This window comes from Aquimarina hainanensis (assembly GCF_042684685.1).
Classification (GTDB): Bacteria; Bacteroidota; Bacteroidia; order Flavobacteriales; family Flavobacteriaceae; genus Aquimarina; species Aquimarina hainanensis.
This window is the reverse complement of sequence record NZ_JBHULX010000001.1, coordinates 138792-163029: the sequence shown is the minus strand read 5'-3', so window position 1 is coordinate 163029 and position 24238 is coordinate 138792. Positions and strand designations below refer to the sequence as shown.

19 protein-coding genes are annotated in these 24238 nt (G+C 36.0%); 12 read left to right on the top strand and 7 right to left on the bottom strand.

What is annotated here, in order from left to right; genetic code table 11:
• Positions 1-26: 26 nt before the first annotated feature.
• Genes ACFSTE_RS00740 through ACFSTE_RS00725 form a run of 4 tightly spaced genes read right to left on the bottom strand, consistent with a single transcriptional unit; the run spans position 27 to position 2877 of the window.
• On the bottom strand, positions 27-596 hold the full coding sequence (locus ACFSTE_RS00740) for a 5-formyltetrahydrofolate cyclo-ligase (protein ID WP_378257940.1): 570 nt from the start codon (positions 594-596) through the stop codon (positions 27-29).
• Entirely contained in the window at positions 571-1572 is a 1002-nt protein-coding gene (locus ACFSTE_RS00735; RefSeq protein WP_176028048.1) for a succinylglutamate desuccinylase/aspartoacylase family protein, read from the bottom strand. The genes ACFSTE_RS00740 and ACFSTE_RS00735 overlap by 26 nt, the downstream gene beginning before the upstream one ends.
• A 5-nt stretch (positions 1573-1577) precedes the next feature.
• Positions 1578-2450: a 30S ribosomal protein S6--L-glutamate ligase gene (gene rimK, locus ACFSTE_RS00730; protein ID WP_176028049.1), complete on the bottom strand. Its 873-nt coding sequence runs from the start codon at positions 2448-2450 to the stop codon at positions 1578-1580.
• Positions 2440-2877 carry an ATP-dependent zinc protease family protein gene (locus ACFSTE_RS00725; RefSeq protein ID WP_254884109.1) on the bottom strand — a complete coding sequence of 146 codons (438 nt, stop codon included), beginning with the start codon at positions 2875-2877 and terminating at the stop codon, positions 2440-2442. The genes rimK and ACFSTE_RS00725 overlap by 11 nt, the downstream gene beginning before the upstream one ends.
• A gap of 162 nt (positions 2878-3039) precedes the next feature.
• Between ACFSTE_RS00725 and uvrC the strand changes: the two genes are divergently transcribed.
• The 10 genes from uvrC (at position 3040) to ACFSTE_RS00675 (ending at position 18149) form a co-directional block, all read left to right on the top strand.
• Positions 3040-4839, top strand: coding sequence for an excinuclease ABC subunit UvrC (gene uvrC / locus ACFSTE_RS00720; protein ID WP_176028051.1), 1800 nt, complete (start codon positions 3040-3042; stop codon positions 4837-4839).
• Positions 4840-4848: 9 nt separating this feature from the next.
• Positions 4849-7140, top strand: coding sequence for a patatin-like phospholipase family protein (locus ACFSTE_RS00715; RefSeq protein WP_176028052.1), 2292 nt, complete (start codon positions 4849-4851; stop codon positions 7138-7140).
• Between the two features lie 164 nt (positions 7141-7304).
• Positions 7305-8462, top strand: a complete 1158-nt coding sequence (locus ACFSTE_RS00710; RefSeq protein ID WP_176028053.1) for a homogentisate 1,2-dioxygenase — start codon at positions 7305-7307, stop codon at positions 8460-8462.
• 153 nt (positions 8463-8615) lie between these two features.
• On the top strand, positions 8616-9755 hold the full coding sequence (hppD, locus tag ACFSTE_RS00705) for a 4-hydroxyphenylpyruvate dioxygenase (protein WP_378257936.1): 1140 nt from the start codon (positions 8616-8618) through the stop codon (positions 9753-9755).
• 394 nt (positions 9756-10149) lie between these two features.
• Positions 10150-10926 (top strand): DUF3108 domain-containing protein, encoded by a 777-nt coding sequence (locus ACFSTE_RS00700; protein WP_176028055.1) that lies wholly within the window; start codon positions 10150-10152, stop codon positions 10924-10926.
• Positions 10927-11895 carry a tryptophan 2,3-dioxygenase family protein gene (locus ACFSTE_RS00695; RefSeq protein WP_176028056.1) on the top strand — a complete coding sequence of 323 codons (969 nt, stop codon included), beginning with the start codon at positions 10927-10929 and terminating at the stop codon, positions 11893-11895.
• A 4-nt stretch (positions 11896-11899) separates the two neighbouring features.
• The gene (locus ACFSTE_RS00690; RefSeq protein ID WP_176028057.1) at positions 11900-13150 is read left to right on the top strand and encodes a M23 family metallopeptidase; all 1251 of its coding nucleotides are present in this window, start codon (positions 11900-11902) and stop codon (positions 13148-13150) included.
• 9 nt (positions 13151-13159) lie between these two features.
• On the top strand, positions 13160-14797 hold the full coding sequence (gene pgi, locus ACFSTE_RS00685; protein WP_378257933.1) for a glucose-6-phosphate isomerase: 1638 nt from the start codon (positions 13160-13162) through the stop codon (positions 14795-14797).
• A 177-nt stretch (positions 14798-14974) separates the two neighbouring features.
• Positions 14975-17602 (top strand): TonB-dependent receptor, encoded by a 2628-nt coding sequence (locus ACFSTE_RS00680; protein WP_176028059.1) that lies wholly within the window; start codon positions 14975-14977, stop codon positions 17600-17602.
• 106 nt (positions 17603-17708) lie between these two features.
• On the top strand, positions 17709-18149 hold the full coding sequence (locus ACFSTE_RS00675) for a hypothetical protein (protein WP_176028060.1): 441 nt from the start codon (positions 17709-17711) through the stop codon (positions 18147-18149).
• Between the two features lie 69 nt (positions 18150-18218).
• Here ACFSTE_RS00675 and ACFSTE_RS00670 read toward each other — a convergent pair whose 3' ends face one another.
• Positions 18219-18641 carry a secondary thiamine-phosphate synthase enzyme YjbQ gene (locus ACFSTE_RS00670; RefSeq protein WP_176028061.1) on the bottom strand — a complete coding sequence of 141 codons (423 nt, stop codon included), beginning with the start codon at positions 18639-18641 and terminating at the stop codon, positions 18219-18221.
• A gap of 160 nt (positions 18642-18801) precedes the next feature.
• Here ACFSTE_RS00670 and ACFSTE_RS00665 point away from each other — a divergent pair, with 160 nt between their 5' ends.
• Positions 18802-19620, top strand: a complete 819-nt coding sequence (locus tag ACFSTE_RS00665; RefSeq protein ID WP_176028062.1) for a Cof-type HAD-IIB family hydrolase — start codon at positions 18802-18804, stop codon at positions 19618-19620.
• Between the two features lie 50 nt (positions 19621-19670).
• Here the strand turns inward: ACFSTE_RS00665 and lepA are convergent, their stop codons facing one another.
• Positions 19671-21467 (bottom strand): translation elongation factor 4, encoded by a 1797-nt coding sequence (lepA, locus tag ACFSTE_RS00660; protein WP_176028063.1) that lies wholly within the window; start codon positions 21465-21467, stop codon positions 19671-19673.
• 449 nt (positions 21468-21916) lie between these two features.
• Here lepA and dusB point away from each other — a divergent pair, with 449 nt between their 5' ends.
• A complete protein-coding gene (gene dusB, locus ACFSTE_RS00655; protein ID WP_378257929.1) occupies positions 21917-22909 on the top strand; it encodes a tRNA dihydrouridine synthase DusB in 993 nt (330 codons plus the stop codon).
• A 23-nt stretch (positions 22910-22932) separates the two neighbouring features.
• On the opposite strand, the gene ACFSTE_RS00650 is transcribed toward dusB, so the two are convergent.
• Positions 22933-24135 carry an ABC transporter permease gene (locus ACFSTE_RS00650; protein WP_176028065.1) on the bottom strand — a complete coding sequence of 401 codons (1203 nt, stop codon included), beginning with the start codon at positions 24133-24135 and terminating at the stop codon, positions 22933-22935.
• Between the last annotated feature and the right edge of the window lie 103 nt (positions 24136-24238).

Genomic DNA, 24238 nt, shown 5'->3' with positions numbered 1-24238 from the left:
ACACAGCTACCGAAAGATCATAGTTCTTATTTTTCGAACTGATATATTTTTTCCGGAGTAACACAATAATCCAAGCGGATATCTGTAGGCAATACTCCTTCTATTATTTCTTCAGCAGGAAACACAGACAATCCTATCTTTATTGTTTCGGAGTTACAACTTGCTAAAAACCGATCATAGAACCCTTTGCCATAACCAATTCGATTTCCTTGTTCATCAAATACTAATAGTGGTACAAATACTACTTCTAATTGTCTTTCATCCATTTTGATTCCATCTACCGGCTCGGGTATGCCCCATTTATTGACTTTCATCACAGTATTATCAGTGAGTAAGATATGGGAAAGGGTATGTAGCTCAAAATCGCTTTTTGAAATGACCACGTTCTTATCCTTACCCTGTAAAATATGGAGAATAAATTCTGTGTTGATTTCTTTCTGTTTTTTAATGGATAAAAAAAGATGATAGGTCGATAATTGCCAGATGGGTAATTGCAATAATCTGTTGGCAATTTCCATACTCATCTCTTCCAATTCTTCTTCATCTATAGCTGCTCTAAGTAATTTATATTTAACTCGTAATTCTTGTTTCGTCATTTTTACTTTCTAAAAGTTCTGTGGTTATATGAAGAATCGCATCTCCTTTATATACTATTGGAGCTTCATTCACATTAATAATATACCCTTCATTAGGGGCTTTTACTTCATATCTCTTTTTTCCATACGGATCTGTAATTGTTGCTAATACCTCATCTTTTACCACTTTTTTTCCATAAGGAATTTTCACATGTAAAAGTCCACTATATTTTGCTCTCACCCAGGTACTCTTCTTTATTACAATTGTCTCTCTTCTTATTTCTGATATTTTAAAATTCGTATCCAGCATCCCTAAGTAATCCAATACCCTAATCGTACCATACACTCCTTCTCTGGCAATATCCTTATTACTGCTCATTGATTTTCCTCCTTCAAACAACAAAATATCTTTCCCCATCTTTGTACAGGTATTCCGATAAGAACCCTTAAGGTTTTTAGACAATAAGGTAAAGGGAGCATTAAACACTTTAGATAAAGCGATTAGCTGATCATCTCCTGGCGCCACACGTATATGGGGTGCATTAAAACGACTACCTCCTCCTGTGTGGAAATCCAGACAGATATCCGCAACCGGGAGAATCTCATTTACAAACTGATAGGCAAACCTACTTGCTAAAGAACCATTTTTCTTTCCTGGAAATATTCTATTAAGATCTCTTCCATCCGGAAAGAATCGATTCATATTCAAAAAACCAAATACATTTAATACGGGAACACAAATGATCGTCCCTTTTTTTGGTTTATTTATTTTTTTGGCTATTACCTGTCGCACAACTTCAACCCCATTAATCTCATCTCCATGAATCCCTCCTGTTATCAAAACTGTGGGACCTGGATTTTTTGATCGTTCTATGATAATCGGAATTTCGACCTTTGTAGAGGTAAACAGATTCGCAATATTAAAATTAATAGTTTTACTAACCCCTAATTTTATTTGCTCACCTAAGATATTAAGAACATCTTCTTCTTTATTCATATGATTTATACGCTTCGTTCTATATAACGAATTATTGTTTTTGCTATATCCTTCCCTGTGGCTCTTTCTATTCCTTCCAAGCCAGGAGAAGAATTTACCTCTAAGATAAGAGGCCCTCTTTCACTTTGTAACATATCTACTCCAGCAACTCCTAATTTCATAGCCTTAGCTGCTTTAATCGCCATTACCTCTTCTTCATCTGTTAATTCAATTACAGAAGCTGTTCCTCCTCTGTGTAGATTGGATCGAAACTCTCCTTCTTTCCCCTGTCGTTTCATTGCTCCTACCACCTGACCATCGACAACAAAAGCACGGATATCTGCGCCTTTTGCTTCTTTGATATACTCTTGCACAATCACACGTGCCTGCAATCCATTGAATGCTTCAATTACGGATTCTGCTGCATTTTTTGTCTCTGCAAGCACTACTCCTAACCCCTGAGTTCCTTCTAGTAACTTAATAATCAATGGAGCTCCTCCTACATGTGCAATCACCCCATCAATATCCCTGGAATAGTTGGTAAATACCGTTTTAGGAAGTCCCAGCCCTGCTTTAGACAGTATCTGCAAACTTCTTAATTTATCCCGGGAACGGATCAGCGCTTGAGATTCTACAGTTGTAAATACATTCATCATTTCGAATTGTCGCACTACCGCTGTTCCATAATAGGTTATAGAAGAACCTATTCTGGGAATGATCGCATCTACATGATCTAGTTTTTTACCTCTGTAATAGATCTCCGGCTTTTTTTTCTCCATTACCAAATCACAATTCAGCGGATCAATTACCTGAACATTGTGCTTTCGTTTTATCGCCGCCTGCACTAATACATCCGTAGAGTATAAACTCGCATTTCGCGATAGAATTTTAATATTCATTCGTACAGAAATTATATGATTGATCCTCTAATGCTGTATCAACAATATACTTACCACTGAGAAATTTACGCCCTAATAAAACCGGAAAACGCATATCTCTGCGTGAAGATAATGTGAGTGTTATTGGATTAACCTTTTTAAATAAACATATTTTTGTTTTTACCACATAGCGTTCTTCTATTTCGCCATTACTGCTCTTGACAGCGGTAATATCATAATTTTTAAAAACAAATTGCTTCCCGTTATACTCCGGATAACTCTGATCCAAAAAACAACACTGGAGCTCTTTCTTCTTTTCTTTTATGTGTAAACAATGAATAGAAGAGGTATATGCTCCGGTATCAATCTTTATATCAATGCCGTACAATTCCAACAGCGGAAAATCTGCTTTATCTGTTCTTCCTATTATAATTTTTTTATTCTCCAAAAACATTCAAATTATAAATTACTAAAATAAAAAAAAACACAACGCTTCAAACACCTTATTTAGCTTGCTTCCCGCTTAATTAGATATTCGTATCTTTTTATTCAAAAAACAAGTATTCATAACTACAAAATAACGTCAAAACATTATTTTTACCCTAGAAATATGGATACACCTTCTTTAGACATACAAATTAAAACATTACCCTCTAGTCCCGGAGTATATCAATATTATGATAAGGATAACAAACTCCTATATATTGGTAAAGCAAAAAACCTAAAGAAAAGGGTATCTTCTTATTTCACTAAACACCATGATAGCTACAGAATCAATGTACTGGTCAAAAAGATTAACACCATAAAACACATAGTAGTCGAAACAGAAACAGATGCCTTACTACTAGAAAATAATCTTATAAAAAAACACCAACCTCGATTCAATGTCATGTTGAAAGATGACAAAACCTACCCATGGATTTGCATCAAAAAAGAACGATTCCCAAGAGTATTCCTAACCAGAAATCTCATAAAGGATGGCTCTGAATATTTTGGTCCTTATACCAGCGTAAAAACTGTTCACACTTTATTAGAATTGATAAAAGGATTATACCCTATAAGGACCTGCAATTACGATTTATCACCTCATAAAATTCAAAATGGTAAATATAAAGTTTGCCTGGAGTATCATTTGGGGAACTGCTTAGGCCCCTGCGAGGATATGCAAAGTGAAGAAGCCTATATCAATAACATAGAAGCGATTCGACAGATTATCAAAGGAAACTTCAAAGAATCCTTACATCAGTTTTGGAAACAAATGATGCTTCACTCCGAAAATATGGAGTTCGAAGAAGCTCAGCAAATCAAAGAGAAAATAGACGTTCTAAAAAATTACCAGGCACGTTCTACCATTGTCAATCCAAAAATTAATAATGTAGATGTGTTCTCTATCATATCCGATGAATCTTATGGGTATGTCAATTTTCTCCAACTCTCACATGGTTCAATTATCAGATCTCATACCATGGAGATAAAGAAAAAGCTCAGTGAAAGCGATAAAGAGCTTCTGGAGCTTTCTATTATTGAAATCAGACAACGGTTTAACTCCAGGTCCAAAGAGATTTTTTCATCCATTAAGGTCAATGTAGGGGATACCATAAAAGTAACTGTTCCTCAACTAGGTGATAAAAAGAAAATAGTAGACCTCTCTGTTAGAAATGCAAAATATTACCGTCAGGAACGTTTTAAACAAATAAAAATAACGGATCCTGATCGACATGTAAATCGATTATTAGCACAGATCAAAAAGGATTTACGACTTCCGGTTACTCCTACACACATAGAATGCTTTGACAACTCGAATATACAAGGAACAAACCCAGTAGCTGCCTGCGTGGTTTTTAAAAATGCTAAGCCTAGTAAAAAAGACTATCGAAAATTCAATATAAAAACCGTGGAAGGTCCTAATGATTTTGCTTCTATGGAAGAGGTTGTATATCGCAGATACAAAAGATTACTGGATGAAGAACAGCCCTTGCCTCAGTTAATCATTGTAGACGGAGGAAAAGGACAACTTTCTTCTGGACTAAAAGCTTTAGAAACATTAGGCCTTCGAGGAAAAATTACCATTATCGGAATTGCCAAGCGCCTGGAAGAAATCTATTACCCAGGAGATTCTATTCCGTTATATCTGGATAAAAAATCAGAAAGTCTTAAAGTAATCCAACACTTGAGGAATGAGGCCCATCGTTTTGGAATTACTTTCCATAGACAAAAAAGAAGTAAAGCTGCTCTTAACACTGAATTAGAAAACATTCCCGGCATCGGAGAAAAAACAGTCGTGGAACTACTGAAACATTTTAGGTCATTAGCCGTCATTAAAAAAGCATCTAAAGAAGAACTTTCCGAAGTAATCGGAAATTCCAAAGCCCTAAAAGTTTATAATTATTATCTTTCAAAAAAAGAATAAACCGTACTAATGTCACTACTAAAAACAACACTATCAGCACTTATTTGGATTGTTCTACTAGTAGTCCCTTTTTTAAGCTTCTCACAAGAAGATCTCTCATTAAACATACCCAATGACAGTACTCAGACAGAAAACGATCTAAAAGTCGGTGTTGTCCTCAGTGGAGGGGGAGCAAAAGGACTAGCTCATATTGGTGCTTTAAAAATCATAGAAGACGCTGGTATACGAATCGACTACATAGGAGGCACCAGTATGGGAGCTATTGTCGGCTCTCTATACGCTGCAGGGTATAATGCCAAAGAACTCGATTCTATTTTTCGATCTGTGGATTTTGATATGCTGATTCAGGATAATATTCCCCGGGAAGCCAAAACTTTTTATGAAAAAGAAGATGCCGAAAAATATGCAATTTCTCTTCCTTTTGATCGGTTTAAAATTGGTCTCCCAAAAAGTTTATCTAAAGGACAAAACTTATACAATCAATTTGCACAACTTACTTCTCACGTTAGTCATATTACAGATTTTGACAAACTCCCGGTTCCTTTTTTCTGTATGGCTGCTAATTTAGAAACGGGAGAACAAGTGCTTTTGGATAAAGGATACCTCCCTGACGCCGTTTCTGCTAGTGGAGCACTTCCCTCTGTTTACGACCCTGTAGAATTAAATGGTATCCTGATGACAGATGGAGGGGTTGCGAATAATTATCCCATAAAAGAAATTAAGAAAAAAGGAGCTCAAGTTGTTATTGGAGTAGATGTGCAAGACAGCCTCATGTCCAGAAAAAACCTTAACTCTGTAGCTAATATCATGCTGCAAATCAGCAACTTCAGAACCATCAAAGATATGAAAGGCAAAGTATCTTCTACTGATATATACATTAAGCCCGATGTACAACAATTCTCTATTTTATCTTTTGATCAGCGCGATGCTATTATCGCCAATGGAGAAAAAGCTGCATTGCGAAAATTAGAGCAACTAAAACAAATAAAACAACAACAACGTCGCAAAAAAAAGCCTAGCATAAGCATTCCCAAAGGAACCGATTCCCTGAGAATAGAAAACTTAGCTATAACAGGGAATAAACAATATACCCGAGCTTATATAAAAGGAAAATTGAAATTAAAAACTCCCTCTACTACTACATTCAACAAACTTAATCAGGGGTTCAATAACCTATCTGCCACGGGGAATTTTGACAGAATCAACCATAAACTGACAGACAACACCCTATCTTTAGATCTAAAAGAAAGTGAAAACAAAATGCTGTTGCGCTTTGCTGTACATTATGACAACCTATACAAAACTGCAGCTCTTATTAATGTAACCAGAAAAAAAATACTCTTCAATAATGATGTACTTTCTTTTGACCTGGCATTAGGAGACAATATTCGGTATAATCTCGATTACTATATTGATAATGGTTTTTACTGGAGTGTAGGAATCAAACACCGTTTTAACACCTTAAAAAAAACGGTTCCTTTTGATTTTATTAAAGAATATACTGATATATCAGGAATCGGGATCAACACCGTGGATATTGACTATACAGATTTCAATACTCAAGTATATGCAGAAACACTTCTTAATCAAAACCTCTCTTTGGGAATCGGAGGAGAGGCTAAACGACTTGTAATTGTATCCGAGACCATTGGAACTGACGAGAACCAACTCCCAAGAACCGTTTTTGACAATACAAATTACTGGAGCTTGTTTAGTTATCTAAAATTAGACACGTACAACAATAAATACTTCCCTTCAAAAGGGCTCTTATTCGACTCAGATATCCATACATACCTATTTGTCTCTGATGTAGACTTTTTATTCTTAAAGGATTTTAAACCCTATTCTATTTTAAAAAGCAAATTTGGGTATGCCACTCCTCTTTTTTCCAAACTCTCTATGAATGTGCAAGTAGAAGCAGGATCATTCATAGGAAGTACCGACATCTCTTCTCTTGATTTTGCTCTTGGAGGATTTGGTGCGCAGACAATTAATAATCTTATTCCTTTATACGGATATGATTATATCTCTTTTACAACCAAAAGTTTCCTAAAGGGACTCCTAACATTAGATTATGAATTTGCTAAAAAAAATCATTTGAATTTTTCTGTAAATGCTGCCAATGTAGGAGATAAAATATTCAGTAGTGCTAAAGAAGTCTTTTCTTTACCTATCGATTATTCTGGTTTTGCTATTGGATATGGGATAGACACCTTTGCCGGTCCCGTACAGGTAAAACATTCATATTCACCTGAATTAAAAGAAAGCCAATGGTATTTTAGCGTAGGTTTTTGGTTTTGAGTATAGTTTGTAAAATATTTATATATTTGTAACACCATGAAATCAAGTTGGCAAAATTTACTACTTCTACTGCACTACCTCATCAAAAGAAACCCTGAGTGAGGCATTGTTTTATTTCCTGTATTTAAAACAAATAGTTAGTTAAACTTGTAAACTTTTATATCATGCCTTTTTACCACAAATTAGGGAACATCCCTCATAAACGTCATATCATATTCAAAAAACCTGACGGAAACCTTTATTACGAACAACTTTTTGGAACAATTGGTTTTGATGGAATGGCTACAAATATGTACCACCATCATCGCCCAACACAAGTAAAAGAAATATCAGGAAGCTACAATGTCGCTCCTGAAATTGCTATAAAAAACAATATTCAATCATACCGTTTACACGGTTTTAAGATCGCTCCAGAAAATGATTATCTGGAAAGTCGTAAAATTGTATTGACCAATAGTGATGTGCACATTTCTTTATCGGCACCCAAACAATCAACAACATCTTATTTCTACAAAAATACAGATGCTGATGAATTATTATTTATTCATAAAGGAAGTGGTAAATTCAGAAGTCACCTTGGGAATCTCGATTTCAAATATGGAGATTATATCCTTATTCCCAGAGGTACTATTTATAAACTAGACTTTGACACTACCGATAACCGTCTATTTATTGTAGAATCCAGAAGTCCTATTTACACTCCGAAACGATATAGAAACTGGTTTGGACAGTTATTGGAACATTCTCCTTTTTGCGAAAGAGATATCAGAGCGCCCTATGAATTAGAAAACTATGATGAAAAAGGAGATTTTTTAATAAAAGTTAAAAAGCAAGATGAAATTTTTGATATGATATATGCGACACATCCCTTTGATGTTGTTGGATATGATGGATATAATTTCCCGTATGCTTTTTCTATTCATGATTTCGAGCCTATAACAGGAAGAATTCATCAACCACCACCAGTACACCAAACATTCGAAACAGATACTTTTGTTGTCTGTTCTTTTGTACCAAGACTATACGACTATCATCCCGAAAGCATTCCTGCTCCCTATAATCACAGCAATATAGATAGTGACGAAGTTCTCTATTATGTAGATGGTGATTTTATGAGTAGAAATGATATTGATGCTGGTCACATATCCTTACACCCTGCAGGAATTCCCCACGGTCCACATCCGGGAGCAGCAGAAAGAAGTATTGGAAAAACCAAAACTGACGAGCTGGCAGTAATGGTAGACACCTTCAAACCCTTAATGGTTACGAAAGAAGCCATGGGTATTGCAGATGAAAAATACTATAAATCTTGGTTAGAGTAATTTATATACCTATGTTTAATATCGACATACATATTTATCCGCATCTAAGAGCTATGTGGTAGGTTTTTAGATCAACAATGTATTCATAAATACAATCAATGAATACTGCACCGTATTATAATTACTCATAAAAACAAAATAAAAGCAACAAACATGTCAACAAATAAAACACCACAGGATTTAGAAAAAATAGTATCAGAGGCAGAAGATTTCTTACCTCTTTTAGGAACAGATTATGTAGAACTTTACGTAGGCAATGCAAAGCAGTCTGCTTATTATTATCAAACTGCATGGGGATTTCAACCCGTTGCTTATTCGGGATTAGAAACAGGAAATCAGGACAGTACTTCCTATGTAGTACAGCAAGGAAAAATTCGCCTTGTACTAACCTCTCCTTTAAAACAAGACGGTCCTATAAACAAGCACATTAATGATCATGGAGACGGAGTAAAAGTGGTAGCCCTATGGGTAGACGATGCGACTAAGAGTTTCGAAGAAACTGTAAAACGTGGAGCCAAGCCTTTCTTAGAACCTGTTACCGAAGAAGACGAACACGGAAAAGTAGTACGATCAGGAATCCACACGTATGGGGAAACCGTCCATATTTTCATCGAAAGAAAGAATTATAAAGGAGCATTTCTTCCTGGATTCAAAGCCTGGGATAAACCATACAAAACACAAGATACCGGGTTAAAATATATCGACCATATGGTAGGAAATGTAGGATGGAATGAGATGAACACCTGGTGTGAATTTTATGCTAATGTTATGGGGTTTGCTCAACTTGTGTCTTTCGATGATAAAGATATCTCTACAGAGTACACTGCATTGATGAGTAAGGTTATGAGTAACGGGAACGGACGTATCAAATTCCCTATTAACGAACCTGCTGAAGGAAGAAAAAAATCTCAAATCGAAGAATACATCGATTTTTATAATGGTGCTGGAGTACAACATATTGCTGTAGCAACTGATAATATCATAGAAACTGTAACTCAATTACAACAAAGAGGAATTGATTTCCTTACTGTTCCTGCTACTTATTATGATACTGTACTAGACAGAGTTGGAGAAATCGACGAAGACTTACAACCATTAAAAGATCTGGGAATTCTTATTGACAGAGACGATGAAGGATATCTGTTACAAATATTTACAAAACCTGTATTGGATCGCCCAACAATGTTCTTCGAAATAATCCAAAGAAAAGGAGCACAGTCTTTCGGAAAAGGAAACTTTAAAGCGCTATTCGAAGCTATAGAAAGAGAACAAGAAAGCAGAGGAACACTTTAAACAACCCTATGCATCGAATGATTTTATATTCGAAGCATTTTTGTTAAAGCATTGTGAATATTGTTGAATTGTCGAATTTGGCTTAATTTTTTGTTAAAATTGAAATAAAAAAACGTTTTCGATTGATAAATATTTAAAAAAAGTTGAATTTTGCAAATGTAAGTGGATTGGTTACCATTTATACAAAAACAACAATTATTCTCATAATTTAAGTTTTTAGTTGGTTAATAAAAACAGAAGAGAGCTGTGGTGGCTCTCTTTTTTTGTTTATTTTTTAATACATTTAACACCGAATTACTTTCTTATCACAAGGATTAAACATTACTTTTGGAATAGATATTGCAAACAGGTAGTCAAACACATAACGATTAATTAATCAAGACCTCTAATGATTATGAAAAAAATAGTTATCATACTCCTTATACTCGCTTCCAACTTCTCTCATGCACAAGAAGTACACAAATCGTTTGATGCCGGTGAATGGTTTCGATTCAGAATACATTATGGAATATTCACTGCCAGCTACGCTACACTGGAAGTAAAAGCAGAAACCCTGAACAGTAAACCGGTATACCATGTTGTAGGAACAGGAAAGTCCTCTGGAGTTTTAAGTCTTTTTTTCAAAGTAGAGGACTATTACGAAACCTATATTGACCGCAATAAAGTATCTCCTTACCGATTTATTCGAAAAATCAATGAAGGAGGTCATACAAAAGATATAGAAATCAATTTTGATCACACCAAAAATGAGGCTTTCGTTTTTGACAAAAAATACAACACCAAAAAAACATTTCATACCAAATCAAATATTCAGGATATGATGTCTTCTTTTTATTATCTGAGAAATAACATTGATATTACTTCTCTAAAAAAAGGAGACGAGAAGTATGTCAATATGTTTTTTGATAATGAAAATTACAAGTTTAAGCTCAAGTTTCTAGGTCGAGAGACCATCAAAACCAAAATGGGCAAAATAAAATGTCTTAAATTCAGACCCTATGTCCAGGCAGAAAGAGTTTTCAAAGAAGAAGAGAGCTTAACTGTATGGATAAGTGACGACGATAACAGAATGCCTGTAAAAATCAAAGCAGACATTTTAGTAGGATCTATACAAGCAGACCTTGATGCTTTTAAAGGTCTCAAACACCCTTTCAAAATAGTTGTAGATTAAATGAATGAATCTGTAAAACCCGAAATTGCTGAAAAAATACATCAGCTCGAAAAAAAATTCAGAAACTCCGGACAAGATCTGGGCTCTTACCTTGATGGTCTTCTTTATGACAGATATCTCACATACTGGGATTACATCCATCTGGACACATTACTAAGCTTACAAATTCCCAGAACTCATTTCCCGGACGAAGAAATTTTTATCACCTACCATCAAATAACAGAGCTTCATTTTAAGCTAATCATTCACGAACTCAAACAAATTATTGATGATAAACTTCAGACAGCTAAGTTTTTCACCACAAAACTAGAACGAATTAACAGATACTTCAGAGTGCTGATCAACTCCTTTGATATAATGATTAAGGGAATGGACAAAGAGCAATTTTTAAAATACCGAATGTCACTACTTCCTGCCAGCGGATTCCAATCGGTACAATTCAGACTTATTGAAATTTACTCTGCTCCTTTACTCCATCTGGTAAATACGAATAAAAGAGAACAACTCTCATCAGAAGATTCCTTAGAAGAGTTATACGAACACCTGTATTGGAAATCCGGAGCCACTGATTCCGAAACAGGAGAAAAGACCCTAACGTTAAAACAGTTCGAATACAGATATACTCCCAGAATGATGAGAATTGCACATCAGGTTCAGGGGAACACTGTATACCATAAATACCTTCAACTCCCCGAAAAAGAGAGAAACAACCCTCTTCTTATAAAAGAATTAAAAAAATATGATGTCAATGCGAATATAGAATGGTGTCTAATGCATATAGGAGCTGCTTATCGATATCTGAATAAAAACAAAGGAGAACTAATCGCTACCGGAGGAACCAATTGGAAAAGTTTTTTACCTCCGAGTTTTCAAAGAATTATGTTTTTTCCCGATCTTTGGACCCAAGAGGAAAAAGAGAATTGGGGTAAACAGTGGGTAACCCACAGGTTTAACCCCCAAAAAAAATAGTAATTTGAATAGATTAGGTTGCCTTTTACTGCTTATAGCAGTTATATGTTCATCGTGTCAAAAAGAAAAAAAGGAAGAAAAAATAACCCCTCCTGCAACTGTTGCCACAGCTCCCCGAATCATAAAAGAATTCGGATATAATTTAAACGACTACACAGTTGTTAGAGACACTATAAAGTCTGGAGATAGTTTCGGAGCCATTCTGGATAGTCACGGTATAGGAAGAGGACGTGTATTTCAGATTACCAATGCTATTAAAGACACCTTTAATGTCACTAAAATAAGAGCAGGAAAACCTTACACCCTACTAAAATCTAAAGACACAACAGAAAAAGCACAGGTATTCATTTATCAAAACTCAAAAATAGAATATACTGTGGTCGATTTTACTGATAGTATTATTGCTCAGAAGAAAGAAAAACCGGTATCCGTAGTAGAGAGAACAGCCTCAGGAGTTATTGAGAGTAATCTCTCAAAAACTTTTGACGATAAAGACCTAAGTATTTTAGTCGCTTATAAAATGGCTGACATCTATGCCTGGACTATTGATTTTACTCGATTACAGGCAGGGGATCGTTTTAAAGTAATCTATACCGAAAAATTTATAGACGATACCATTCCTGCAGGAATTGGGGAAATAAAAGCTGCTTATTTCGAACATAGAAGCAAACCTATCTATGCCTATCAGTTTGTAGACGACACGATTCATAACACCGCCGATTATTTTGATCAGAAGGCAGAAAACTTACGTCGGGCTTTTTTAAAAGCTCCTGTAAAATTCAGCCGAATTTCCTCTCGATTTAATCTTAAGAGAAGAATCAAATTCTACGGAAATAAAATAAGACCACATCGAGGGACAGATTTTGCTGCCCCAATAGGGACTCCTATTTTAGCCACTGCAGACGGAATCGTCACCAAATCAGAGCGCAAAGGAGGAAACGGAAAATATGTCAAAATACGACACAATGCCACTTATGACACTCAATACCTACACATGAGTAGACAAGCAGTAAAAGTCGGAGACTATGTACGACAAGGAGACGTCATTGGATATATAGGAATGACCGGAAATACTTCTGGACCTCATGTTTGCTATCGCTTTTGGAAAAACGGGAAACAGGTCGATCCGCTACGAGAAGAACTTCCTACCTCTAAACCTCTTCCCGAAGCACAACGCCCTGCTTTTTTTAAACACATAGAACCCTTCAAAAATAAATTAGATAGCCTTACCTTTGATGAAGAAGAAATCTTATAACCGTATCAAATGTCATTAGCTTCAATCGACCCAACAAAAACTTCTGCCTGGAAAGCGTTACAGAAACATCTTGACAACATAAAAGATACACATCTTACTACCTTCTTTAAAGAAAATAAAAACAGAGCTAACGAACTCTCCATTAAATGGAATGATTTCTTCGTCGATTATTCTAAAAACAGAATAGATGCTACTACAAAAAAACTACTCCTTCAACTCGCTGAAGAAACAAAATTAAAAGAAGCCATCAACCTCTATTTCAGTGGAGCACCTATAAATCAAACAGAAAAAAGAGCTGTATTACATACAGCCCTCAGAACTCCTGCAAATAAAACAATACATGTTGATGGAAAAAACATTACACAAGAAATAAAAAAAGTAAAATCACAAATCAAAGAATTTACTGAAGCCATTATTTCTGGTAAAAACACTGGCTATTCTGGAAAAGCTTTTACAGATATTGTAAATATCGGAATTGGAGGATCTGATTTGGGACCTCATATGATTACTGAAGCATTAGCATTTTATCAGAATCACCTAACTTCTCATTTTATATCCAATGTAGACGGAGACCATGTACAACAAACACTAAAGAAACTCAACCCTGAGACTACCTTATTTGTTGTTGTTTCCAAAACATTTAGCACTCAGGAAACCCTCACCAACGCACAAACCTGCAAAGAATGGTTTTTACAAAAATCATCTACAGAGGATATTTCTCACCACTTTGTGGCTGTCTCTTGCAATACAGAAAACACCACTTCTTTTGGTATAAACCAGCATTATATTTTCCCAATGTGGGATTGGGTTGGCGGACGATTCTCTTTATGGAGCTCCGCTGGACTATCAATAAGCCTATCTATAGGATATCACCATTTCAATGCTTTACTAGAAGGTGCTTTTGAGATGGATACTCATTTCAAAGAAAGTCCTTTTGACGAAAACATCCCGGTGATCTTAGCTTTGATCAGTATATGGTACAACAACTTTTTTAAAGCAGAAACAGAAGCAATTATTCCATATTCACAATACCTTCATAAACTCCCTGCATATCTGCAACAAGCATTTATGGAAAGTAATGGTAAAAGCATAGACAGAGATGGAAATCCTATAAGCTACCAAACAGGATCTATAATCTGGGGGGCAACAGGAACGAATGCGCAACATGCTTTTTTCCAACTGATTCATCAAGGAACAAAATTAATTCCTACTGAGTTTATCGCATTTAAAGAATCTCTATTTCAGGAAGAAAAGCATCAAGATAAACTAATTGCTAATTTTTTTGCTCAGACAGAAGCTTTAATGAATGGAAAAAGTACAGAAGAAGTTTCTTCAGAACTAAATACGACAACCTTACCTGAAGAACAGATAGCGAAATTAATCCCCTATAAAATTTTCAAAGGAAACAAGCCTTCTACAAGCATATTAATCAACAAATTGACTCCAAAAAGCATTGGAGCATTGGTATCTTTGTATGAACATCGTATCTTTGCACAAGGTATTATATGGAACATTTACAGCTACGACCAATGGGGCGTAGAGTTAGGCAAACAATTGGCTATAAGAATAGAACAAGAAATCAACACAAAAACAGTTAATAAGCACGACCAATCTACTACAAACCTACTAACTGAATATATAAATTAAGGATACATTTAACAAACATTCAATAAATCCAGGCAAAAAAATAAAATCCGTACATCACCTTTCTGTATTACTCTAAAACCGTAAAAGAATACAGCATATTTCTTAACGTTTTGATAAAACAGAGCCGATCAAAGATTTGTTTTTTTGCTACAAACAATTCACATCAATTTTATACTAATGAAAAAAGTTACTTTTTTATTTTTTGTAATTCTCCTGTCCCCTGTCATCGGGATGTTCGCACAAGGTACAATTACAGGAATAGTACACGACGCATCTACAAATGCGCCACTACCGGGAGCCAATATACTGGAAGTAAGAACTTCCAATGGAGCCTCTACTGATTTTGACGGTAAATTCTCTATCAAACCTACGAATTCAACAGGTACATTAAACATTTCTTATGTGGGATTTGCTTCCACAAACATCACATTTGATGTATCTAACGGAAATGTTGATTTAGGAATTATAAAAATATCTCCTGATAACTCATTAGACGAGGTTATCATCGTTAGCACAGGAATTATTGACCTTGCAGAAGACAGAAAAACTCCTATTGCAGTTTCTACAGTAACAGAGCAAGAGATTCAAGAAAAAGCTGTCGGAAATGTTGAATTACCAGAAATTATAAAAAGTACGCCTTCTGTATTCGTATCCAACCAGACTGGTTTTGGTGATGGTTCCTTATATATAAGAGGTTTCGACGATACAAATACTGCCATCCTTCTAAACGGACAGCCCATCAATGGTATGGAAGATGGTCGTGTATACTGGAGTAACTGGTCTGGTCTTACTGATATTGCCAATGCAGTACAGGTACAACGAGGTCTTGGATCTTCTAAATTAGCAATCTCTTCTGTAGGAGGTACTGTGAATATAGTAATGAAAGCCGCTGACAGAACCAAAGGTGGTTTTGCTAGATTCCTAGGAGGAAATGACAGTTATTTCAAAGGGACTATCGGATATGATACCGGTCTAAGTGATAATGGTTGGGCTTTTTCTGTCTTATTAGATTACTGGCAATCTCATAGAAAATGGGCAGAAGGAACCTTCGGACAAGGACAAAACTATTACTTCTCTGCCGGATACAAACCAAATGACAACCACTCATTCAACTTCTTAATCACAGGAGCTCCACAAGCTCACGGACAAAGATGGTCTCAGCGAAGAAGTACGCTAGAAGAAAATCCAAAGTTTAACCAGCACTGGGGATTCACAGAAGGACTTGCTAACAATGAGTATTCTTCTAATATTGATTCTGAAAGAAGAAACTTCTACCACAAACCTGTAACAAACTTAAGTTGGGATTGGAACATTACTGACAATTCCTCTTTATCTTCTGTACTATATGCTTCTTGGGGTAGAGGAGGAGGAACTGGTCCAAGAGGAGACGGAAGAGTCAGAACAGATGCTGGTCAATTAAATTACTATGCAATCGAGCAACAAAATGCATTAGACCCTGATGGAATCGGAAACTCTGGTGATTATTTTATCTTAGACGGAGGAGAAGAAGAAGGAAACTATATCAGAAGAGCTTCTGTAAACAATCACCAATGGTATGGGTTAATCTCTAACTTTACTACTGACCTATCTGATAAAGTTTCTTGGAATGTCGGAGTAGACTTCAGATTATACAGAGGAGATCACTTCCGTCAGGTAGTAGACTTATATGGATTAAATGGATGGGGTAACGACCGCCCTGATGGTGCTGTAGTAACAGAAACATACAAAGCAGACCCATGGGCAGCCTTATTTAATTTTGCCAAAGAAGACCAAAGAATCGATTACGACTATTCTGAAAACATCAATTACCAAGGATTATTCTCTCAAATAGAATATGCAGGAGATAAGTTCAGCTCTTTCTTACAAGCATCAGTATCTAATCAATCATACAAAAGAGAAGGTAGATTTACAGCTGTTGGGAATTCTGAAGGTTTAAACAAAATCGGATATAACCTTAAAGGAGGGCTTGGATACAGCATTGTTGATGGACATACTATCTACCTTAATACTGGTTTCTACTCTAGACAACCTTTCTTAGACAATGTTTTCCAAAACATCAGAAGGTCTAATGATTTAGTACAACCAGAAGTAGATAACGAAGATATCATTGGAATCGAATCTGGATATAAAATAAAAGTAGCAAACTTACAGATCAACTTCAATGCATACTACACAAAATGGGATAATCGAGTAATTCTCTCTAGTGGTACTATCGATCCTAACAACACTCCTGATAACAACTCTGATGATGTGAACGTAAACTTCTTTGATAGAGGAATCACACAGATACACTCCGGAGTAGAGGTAGACCTTAATTACAAAGCTACCAGCTGGATGAACCTAAGAGGATACATCTCCGGAGCATCTTGGAAATTTGATGGAAAAGTAACCAGAGATATGTACAATGACGATACAAACGAATTGATATCTACACAATCTGATGTTGATATTACAGGAGTAAAAGTTACTACCGCTCCTCAGTTTACTGCAGGACTTGGAACAAAAATTAAGCTAGTTAAAGGAATGTCTTTTGATGCAAATATCAACTATTATGCAGAGCATTATATGAATGACATTGATTTCAATGACGCTAATTTACAGACAGAAAATATTGGAAAAATAAAGCCATTTTCTCTAACAGATCTAGGATTGACATATGACTTTAATTTCGATAATAGTCAATTGACTTTCCGCGGAAATGTTTACAACGTATTTGACGAAGTTAGAATTCAGCAAACCGACAATTTTGGTTTCATTAACACGAACGGTGTTACTTTTAACGGTTCTTTGAAATATAAGTTTTAATTCTAATAAAGAATAAAAATAAACAAGCCTCACTTCTGATAGAAGTGGGGCTTGTTTTATGTATAATACCTATCTTTGATACTTATTTTACTATAAATTATAAAATATGTACGGCGTAATTCAAAGTGCCCATTCTTACTGGGCATACCTAGTAGTTATTATCGTAACACTAGCAACTATAAATGCGCTCTCTGGTTTTTTTAGCAAAAGAGAGTATCAACCAAAAGATTTTAGAATTTCTTTATTTGCCTTAATCGTAACACACCTACAATTGGTATTAGGAATCATTACTTTTTTTGTCTCTCCACTTGTTGTTTGGTTCTCAGGAACCCATAAAGTAGGAGAAATCATGAAAGATCCTATGCTGCGATTATACAATGTAGAGCATCCTTTTACTATGATTCTGGTCATCACCCTGATTACCATCGGATACTCTAAACACAAAAAGAAATTAACCTCAACTCCTAAATTCAAAACACTGGCTATTTTTTATGCTATTGCATTTTTAGCCATGTTATATATGATTCCATGGAGCAACTGGTTTTAGGATCGTATTATTCTTTTTCTTCAAAAGCCTTTTTTACCTTCCTAAAAAAGGCTTTTTTATTTTTTATCATTACACCCCATATGCTGTAAGGACTATTTTTCTTCCCCCTCCATAATCCCTATGCTCACAAAGATAAATTCCCTGCCAGGTTCCCATATTCAACTTCCCTTCTGTAACGGGAATCTGAAGATTACTTCCCATTAATGAAGATTTAATATGTGCCGGCATATCATCGGTTCCCTCATAGGTATGTGTATAATATGGTTGATTTTCCGGCACCATTACATTCATATGTCGTTCAAAATCCTTCCTTACTGTTGGGTCTGCATTTTCATTAATCGTCAAACTAGCAGAAGTGTGCTTAATAAACAACTGCAAAAATCCCTTTGACATTTCCTTAATTTCCGGGAAAAGCTCCAAAATTTCTGCCGTTACTAAATGAAACCCTCTGGGAAATGGTCTCAAAATAATTTCTTTTTGATAAAATTTCATGTGTTTCTATTTCTTTTTAAACATTTAGACGCCTATAAACTGTAAGCCTGTAAAGATCACCTTTATTTATCCAATGATATAATTTAATACAAAATTTACAACATATTCTTTAGTGTTATTCCAGAACTCCCATACCTTTGTTATTTAATAGCATCTGATTATGGACTTATCTCAAATAAAACTTATCGCTACAGATATGGACGGAACACTTCTTAACTCCAAAGGGGAGGTCAGTCGTCATTTTTATCAATTATTCGATTCCTTAAAACAATTAGGGATCACTTTTGTCGCTGCCAGTGGTCGACAATACTATAGCATTATTCATAAATTATCCCCGATAAAAGACGATATTATTGTTGTCGCAGAAAATGGAGCCTTAACAGTGCAGCGAGAGGAAGAACTTCAAAGTACCCCTATCGATCAGGACACCTATCTGGAATTACTTGATATCACTAAAAAACTTCCCGGTTCTCAGGTAATTCTATGCGGAAGAAAAAAAGGATATATAGAAGATTACGGAGATGAATTCACCTCTATGCTTCAGGAATATTATGGGAAATATGAAATTGTCGAAGATTTAGCAACCATCACAGATGATGAGTTTCTAAAAATTGCTATCTGCCATCAAGAAGGAGCTGAAGCACATTTATACCCTGCTTTAAAGCACCTCGAAGACAGGTTAAAAGTAAAAGTATCCGGTGATATCTGGCTGGATTTATCACATCCACTGGCGCATAAAGGGCATGCCATTGAGCAATTACAAAAAAAGCTAAACATTCTACCAGAAGAGACTTTAGTTTTTGGGGATTACAATAATGACCTGGAAATGCTGAAAAGCGCACAGTATAGTTTCGCCATGAAAAATGCGCTTCCTTCTGTAAAATCAACAGCAAAATACATGACCAAAAGCAATGATGAGCAAGGGGTTGAATACATCCTGGAAAAAGTCATCGAGGCTAAACAGAAAGTACTTCTGTAAACTATATTATAGAAAAAACCTCGGATGTTGCTCCGAGGTTTTTTAATATTTTAATCATTAAGCTTTAACACAGCCATAAACGCTTCTTGAGGAATTTCTACATTTCCTACTTGTCGCATTCTTTTCTTTCCTTTTTTCTGTTTTTCCAATAGCTTACGCTTACGAGAGATATCTCCTCCATAACATTTCGCCGTTACATCCTTACGCAATGCTTTTACTGTTTCTCTGGCAATAATCTTGGCTCCTATAGCTGCCTGTATAGGAATATCGAATTGCTGACGAGGAATAAGCTCTTTCAACTTCTCGCACATTTTCTTTCCGATGTCATAAGCATTATCCTTATGCAATAGTGCAGAGAGAGCATCTACTGTGTTCCCATTAAGTAGTACATCCACCTTTACCAGGTTAGAAGAACGCATTCCTATAGGCGCATAATCGAAAGAAGCATATCCTTTGGATACTGTTTTTAATCGATCATAAAAATCAAAAACAATCTCCGCTAATGGCATATCAAAATTAAGCTCCACCCGCTCGGGTGTCAAATAGGTCTGATTGGTAATCTGCCCTCTTTTTTCTATACACAATGACATAACTGGTCCTACAAAATCTGCTTTTGTAATGATAGATGCTTTGATAAACGGTTCCTCTACTCTATTCATCGTTGATGGATCCGGCAAATCAGACGGATTATTAACAATAATAACAGTATCTGGCTCCTTATTTGTAAATGCATGGTAAGATACGTTAGGTACCGTAGTAATAACCGTCATGTTAAATTCACGTTCCAAACGCTCTTGAATGATCTCCATATGCAACATCCCCAGGAATCCACATCGGAATCCAAAACCTAGAGCAGCCGAACTCTCTGGCACAAAGACAAGAGAAGCATCATTTAACTGTAATTTCTCCATCGATGCTCTCAGCTCTTCATAATCTTCGGTATCTACCGGATAAATCCCTGCAAATACCATTGGTTTTACATCTTCGAATCCTTCAATTGCATTTTCTGTAGGATGTTTCGCATCTGTTATCGTATCTCCTACTTTTACTTCTCTAGCATCTTTAATTCCAGTAATCAGGTAGCCAACATCCCCTGTTTTGATTACTTTTTTAGGTACTTGATTTAGTTTTAGAGTTCCAATTTCATCTGCAAAATAATTCTTACCTGTTGCTACGAATTTAATTTGCTGTCCTTTCGTAATCTCGCCATTGATAATTCTAAAATAGGTTTCTACTCCTCTAAACGGATTATATACCGAATCAAACACTAATGCCTGTAACGGCTCTTCCGGGTTTCCTTCTGGAGCCGGTACTCGTTCTATAATAGCTTCTAAAATTTCTTCTATTCCTATTCCTGTTTTAGCACTTGCAGGAATTACCTCTTCTGCTGTACAACCTAACAGATCTACAATATCATCCGTCACCTCTTCTGGATTTGCACTAGGCAGATCTACTTTGTTTAATACCGGAATAATTTCCAGATCATTTTCCAGCGCCAGGTATAAATTAGAAATTGTCTGTGCTTGTATACTCTGCGCAGCATCTACTACAAGTAATGCACCTTCACATGCTGCAATAGAACGAGATACTTCATAAGAGAAATCTACGTGTCCTGGCGTATCAATAAGGTTCAGAATGTATTCTTCTCCTTTATATGTATACTCCATCTGGATTGCATGACTCTTAATTGTAATCCCTCGTTCTCTTTCCAGGTCCATATTATCCAGTAATTGCGCCTGCGCTTCTCGGGCAGTTACAGACCCTGTAAAGTCCAATAAGCGATCTGCCAAGGTACTTTTTCCATGGTCAATATGCGCAATAATACAGAAATTCCTAATGTGTTTCATGTGTCTATAATACTGTTTTTAGACGTCGCATGACACGTGCTTAACAATATTATAAATTCTTGCCAAGATTCGTTTCATACTCCTAAAATTTATACGGTGCCTCTTATCAAATCACCTGCATTTGCTCATTTTTAAAATACTTTGTAACAAGAAACAACCTTCTTTTCTAGAAACAAGCTGTTTTTGCTCAAAAGCAACTCCCTGTAAGAATGAAGATAATACAATATTTTTCTGCATATCTATACTCCTCTGGTTACATTATAGTGTTCTTCAATTTTCGCTACTATAATGACTTGCAAATATAGGCGAATTTAAAAGGTTTATAGAATCCATCCTAATATTTTTATTCATCTCCTAAATTCTAAGTTACAACGGCTAGACCATTTTCTATTTCTGTAATTTCAGATCATAAGAGGTATAATTTGTATTTTTGCACAAAAAAGTACGCTTTGGCAAAAATAGGAGACATTGATGTAGGGGAATTTCCATTGTTACTAGCCCCAATGGAAGATGTAAGTGACCCCCCATTCAGGGCACTGTGCAAGGAACAAGGAGCAGATGTAGTATACACTGAATTTATTTCCAGTGAAGGGCTCATAAGGGATGCTGCAAAAAGTGTTATCAAACTGGACATCTATGAAAAAGAACGTCCGGTAGGTATTCAGATATTTGGAGCTAACCTGGATTCTATGCTAAAATCCATCGAAATTGTAGAGGCTTCAAATCCTGATATTATCGATATAAACTTTGGTTGTCCTGTAAAAAAAGTCGTTAGTAAAGGGGCTGGAGCAGGAATTCTGAAAGACATCGATCTAATGGTCTCTCTTACCGAAGCGATGGTTAAGCACACCAAACTTCCGGTTACTGTCAAAACACGATTGGGATGGGATCACGAATCTATACGAATTGTAGAAGTTGCTGAACGACTACAGGATGTAGGAGCCAAAGCCATTGCCATTCACGGTAGAACCCGAGCTCAAATGTATAAAGGGAATGCTGACTGGCGCCCTATTGCCGAAGTAAAAAACAACCCCAGAATGCATATCCCTGTTTTTGGAAATGGTGATGTCAACTCCCCGGAAAGAGCTGTAGAAATGAGAGATGTCTATGGCTTGGACGGTGCTATGATCGGACGTGCTACTATTGGGCATCCTTGGTTTTTTAGAGAGGTTAAGCATTTTTTCAAAACAGGAACTCACCTTCCTCCTCCTACACTGGAAGAACGTGTAGAGGCTGCCAGAAGACATTTGCAAATGGCAATTGACTGGAAAGGAGAAAAACTAGGAGTATTCGAAACCCGAAGACATTACACTAACTATTTTAAAGGTATTCCTCACTTCAAAGAATACAGGACCAAAATGGTGACCAGTGATCATTCTGAAGATGTGTTTGCTGTATTCGGAGAAGTACAAGAGAAATTTTCCGGATTTCAGTTTACCTAGAATTACATTTCTTATCAAACAAGCTAAGCAACTAACTTTGGGTTAATCCTACTCGATGCCAAAAGGGCTGCAATAGTCCCTATTATTGTAATTGTAAAAAATACAATCAGAAAACTCATTCCAGTAATGCGGGTTGGATATTGCATCGTAGGAGTGATCATCAGGAATCCAAACTGTTGTTGTAATACAATCAGCACAAAGCCTAAAAACAATCCTAATAGCGTTCCTAAAACCGTCATCAAAGCACCCTGCATAAGAAATATATTCCGGATATCTCCCAGTGTAGCCCCCATATTAAACAAGGTTTTGATATTTCCTTTTTTATCAATAATCATCATAATAATAGCCCCTGCCACATTAAACAATGCTATAACAGCTATTAATGTAATTACCAGATAGGAGACCAGGTTTTCTGTATTTAGCATCTTATACAGCGTATCATTAAGCTGTGTTCTGTTTTTAATTTCTATCTGATCGCCAAATATTCCTTTCAGCTTCTTTATTACTACTGCCTCATCCGCATCAGGAACAAGCTTTATTTCAATATTTGTTACTTCCTCTTTTTCTAAACCCAATAATTTCCTGGCCAACCCCACCGTACTAAAAACATACTTTTTATTCAACTCTTCATTAACACTATAGGTTCCTATATGCACTCCAGTCTCTTTTCTAAAAGATTTGGATAAATCTCTGGAAATTCCTTTTCCTGGTTTCGGGACGTACATACTTAGCAATTTAGCATAAGCATTCCCTGTCCACATTCCTAGTTCTGCCCGAATTCTTTCTCCAACCACCACCTGATAATCATTTCCAGTCAGCCACTCCCCCTCGATAAGGATTTTATCGGTTTCTATAATCTGGTCATAATTAGCCCCTACTCCTTTTATATAAGCCATTTTTCGCTTATTATCATATTCCAGATATACCCTTTCTTCTACTACTTCAGAAAAAACAGCAATATCTTCCATAGCTACAAGTGCTTCTTTCTTCTCTGCTGTTAATTCGATGCTTTTTCCCTTTCCGGGAAAGAGGGTAAGATCCGGATCAAAAAAAGTAGAAAATTGCAAACTAAAATCCTTGAGTCCTGCAAAACCAGAAAGCACAATGAATAAGGACATAGCACCAATAATCACCCCAGCTGCTGCAATGCCTGTAATAATATTAATGGCATTACTACTTCCTGATGAAAACAAATATCGTTTTGCGATGTAGAAGGGAAAGTTCAAATCTCATGTAGAATTAAAAAAGGGAGCCCCCTTTAATTTGCTTTATATGTGACTAAGATAAGAAATGACTTGTTATTTTCTAATAAAGTATAGAAAATAACAG

Bases quoted from the DNA above. Each gene is read 5' to 3' on its own strand.
- ACFSTE_RS00740 (WP_378257940.1), bottom strand. From the start codon at position 596: ATGACGAAACAAGAATTACGAGTTAAATATAAATTACTTAGAGCAGCT.
- ACFSTE_RS00735 (WP_176028048.1), bottom strand. From the start codon at position 1,572: ATGAATAAAGAAGAAGATGTTCTTAATATCTTAGGTGAGCAAATAAAA.
- rimK (WP_176028049.1), bottom strand. From the start codon at position 2,450: ATGAATATTAAAATTCTATCGCGAAATGCGAGTTTATACTCTACGGAT.
- uvrC (WP_176028051.1), top strand. From the start codon at position 3,040: ATGGATACACCTTCTTTAGACATACAAATTAAAACATTACCCTCTAGT.
- ACFSTE_RS00715 (WP_176028052.1), top strand. From the start codon at position 4,849: ATGTCACTACTAAAAACAACACTATCAGCACTTATTTGGATTGTTCTA.
- ACFSTE_RS00710 (WP_176028053.1), top strand. From the start codon at position 7,305: ATGCCTTTTTACCACAAATTAGGGAACATCCCTCATAAACGTCATATC.
- hppD (WP_378257936.1), top strand. From the start codon at position 8,616: ATGTCAACAAATAAAACACCACAGGATTTAGAAAAAATAGTATCAGAG.
- ACFSTE_RS00700 (WP_176028055.1), top strand. From the start codon at position 10,150: ATGAAAAAAATAGTTATCATACTCCTTATACTCGCTTCCAACTTCTCT.
- ACFSTE_RS00695 (WP_176028056.1), top strand. From the start codon at position 10,927: ATGAATGAATCTGTAAAACCCGAAATTGCTGAAAAAATACATCAGCTC.
- pgi (WP_378257933.1), top strand. From the start codon at position 13,160: ATGTCATTAGCTTCAATCGACCCAACAAAAACTTCTGCCTGGAAAGCG.
- ACFSTE_RS00680 (WP_176028059.1), top strand. From the start codon at position 14,975: ATGAAAAAAGTTACTTTTTTATTTTTTGTAATTCTCCTGTCCCCTGTC.
- ACFSTE_RS00675 (WP_176028060.1), top strand. From the start codon at position 17,709: ATGTACGGCGTAATTCAAAGTGCCCATTCTTACTGGGCATACCTAGTA.
- ACFSTE_RS00670 (WP_176028061.1), bottom strand. From the start codon at position 18,641: ATGAAATTTTATCAAAAAGAAATTATTTTGAGACCATTTCCCAGAGGG.
- ACFSTE_RS00665 (WP_176028062.1), top strand. From the start codon at position 18,802: ATGGACTTATCTCAAATAAAACTTATCGCTACAGATATGGACGGAACA.
- lepA (WP_176028063.1), bottom strand. From the start codon at position 21,467: ATGAAACACATTAGGAATTTCTGTATTATTGCGCATATTGACCATGGA.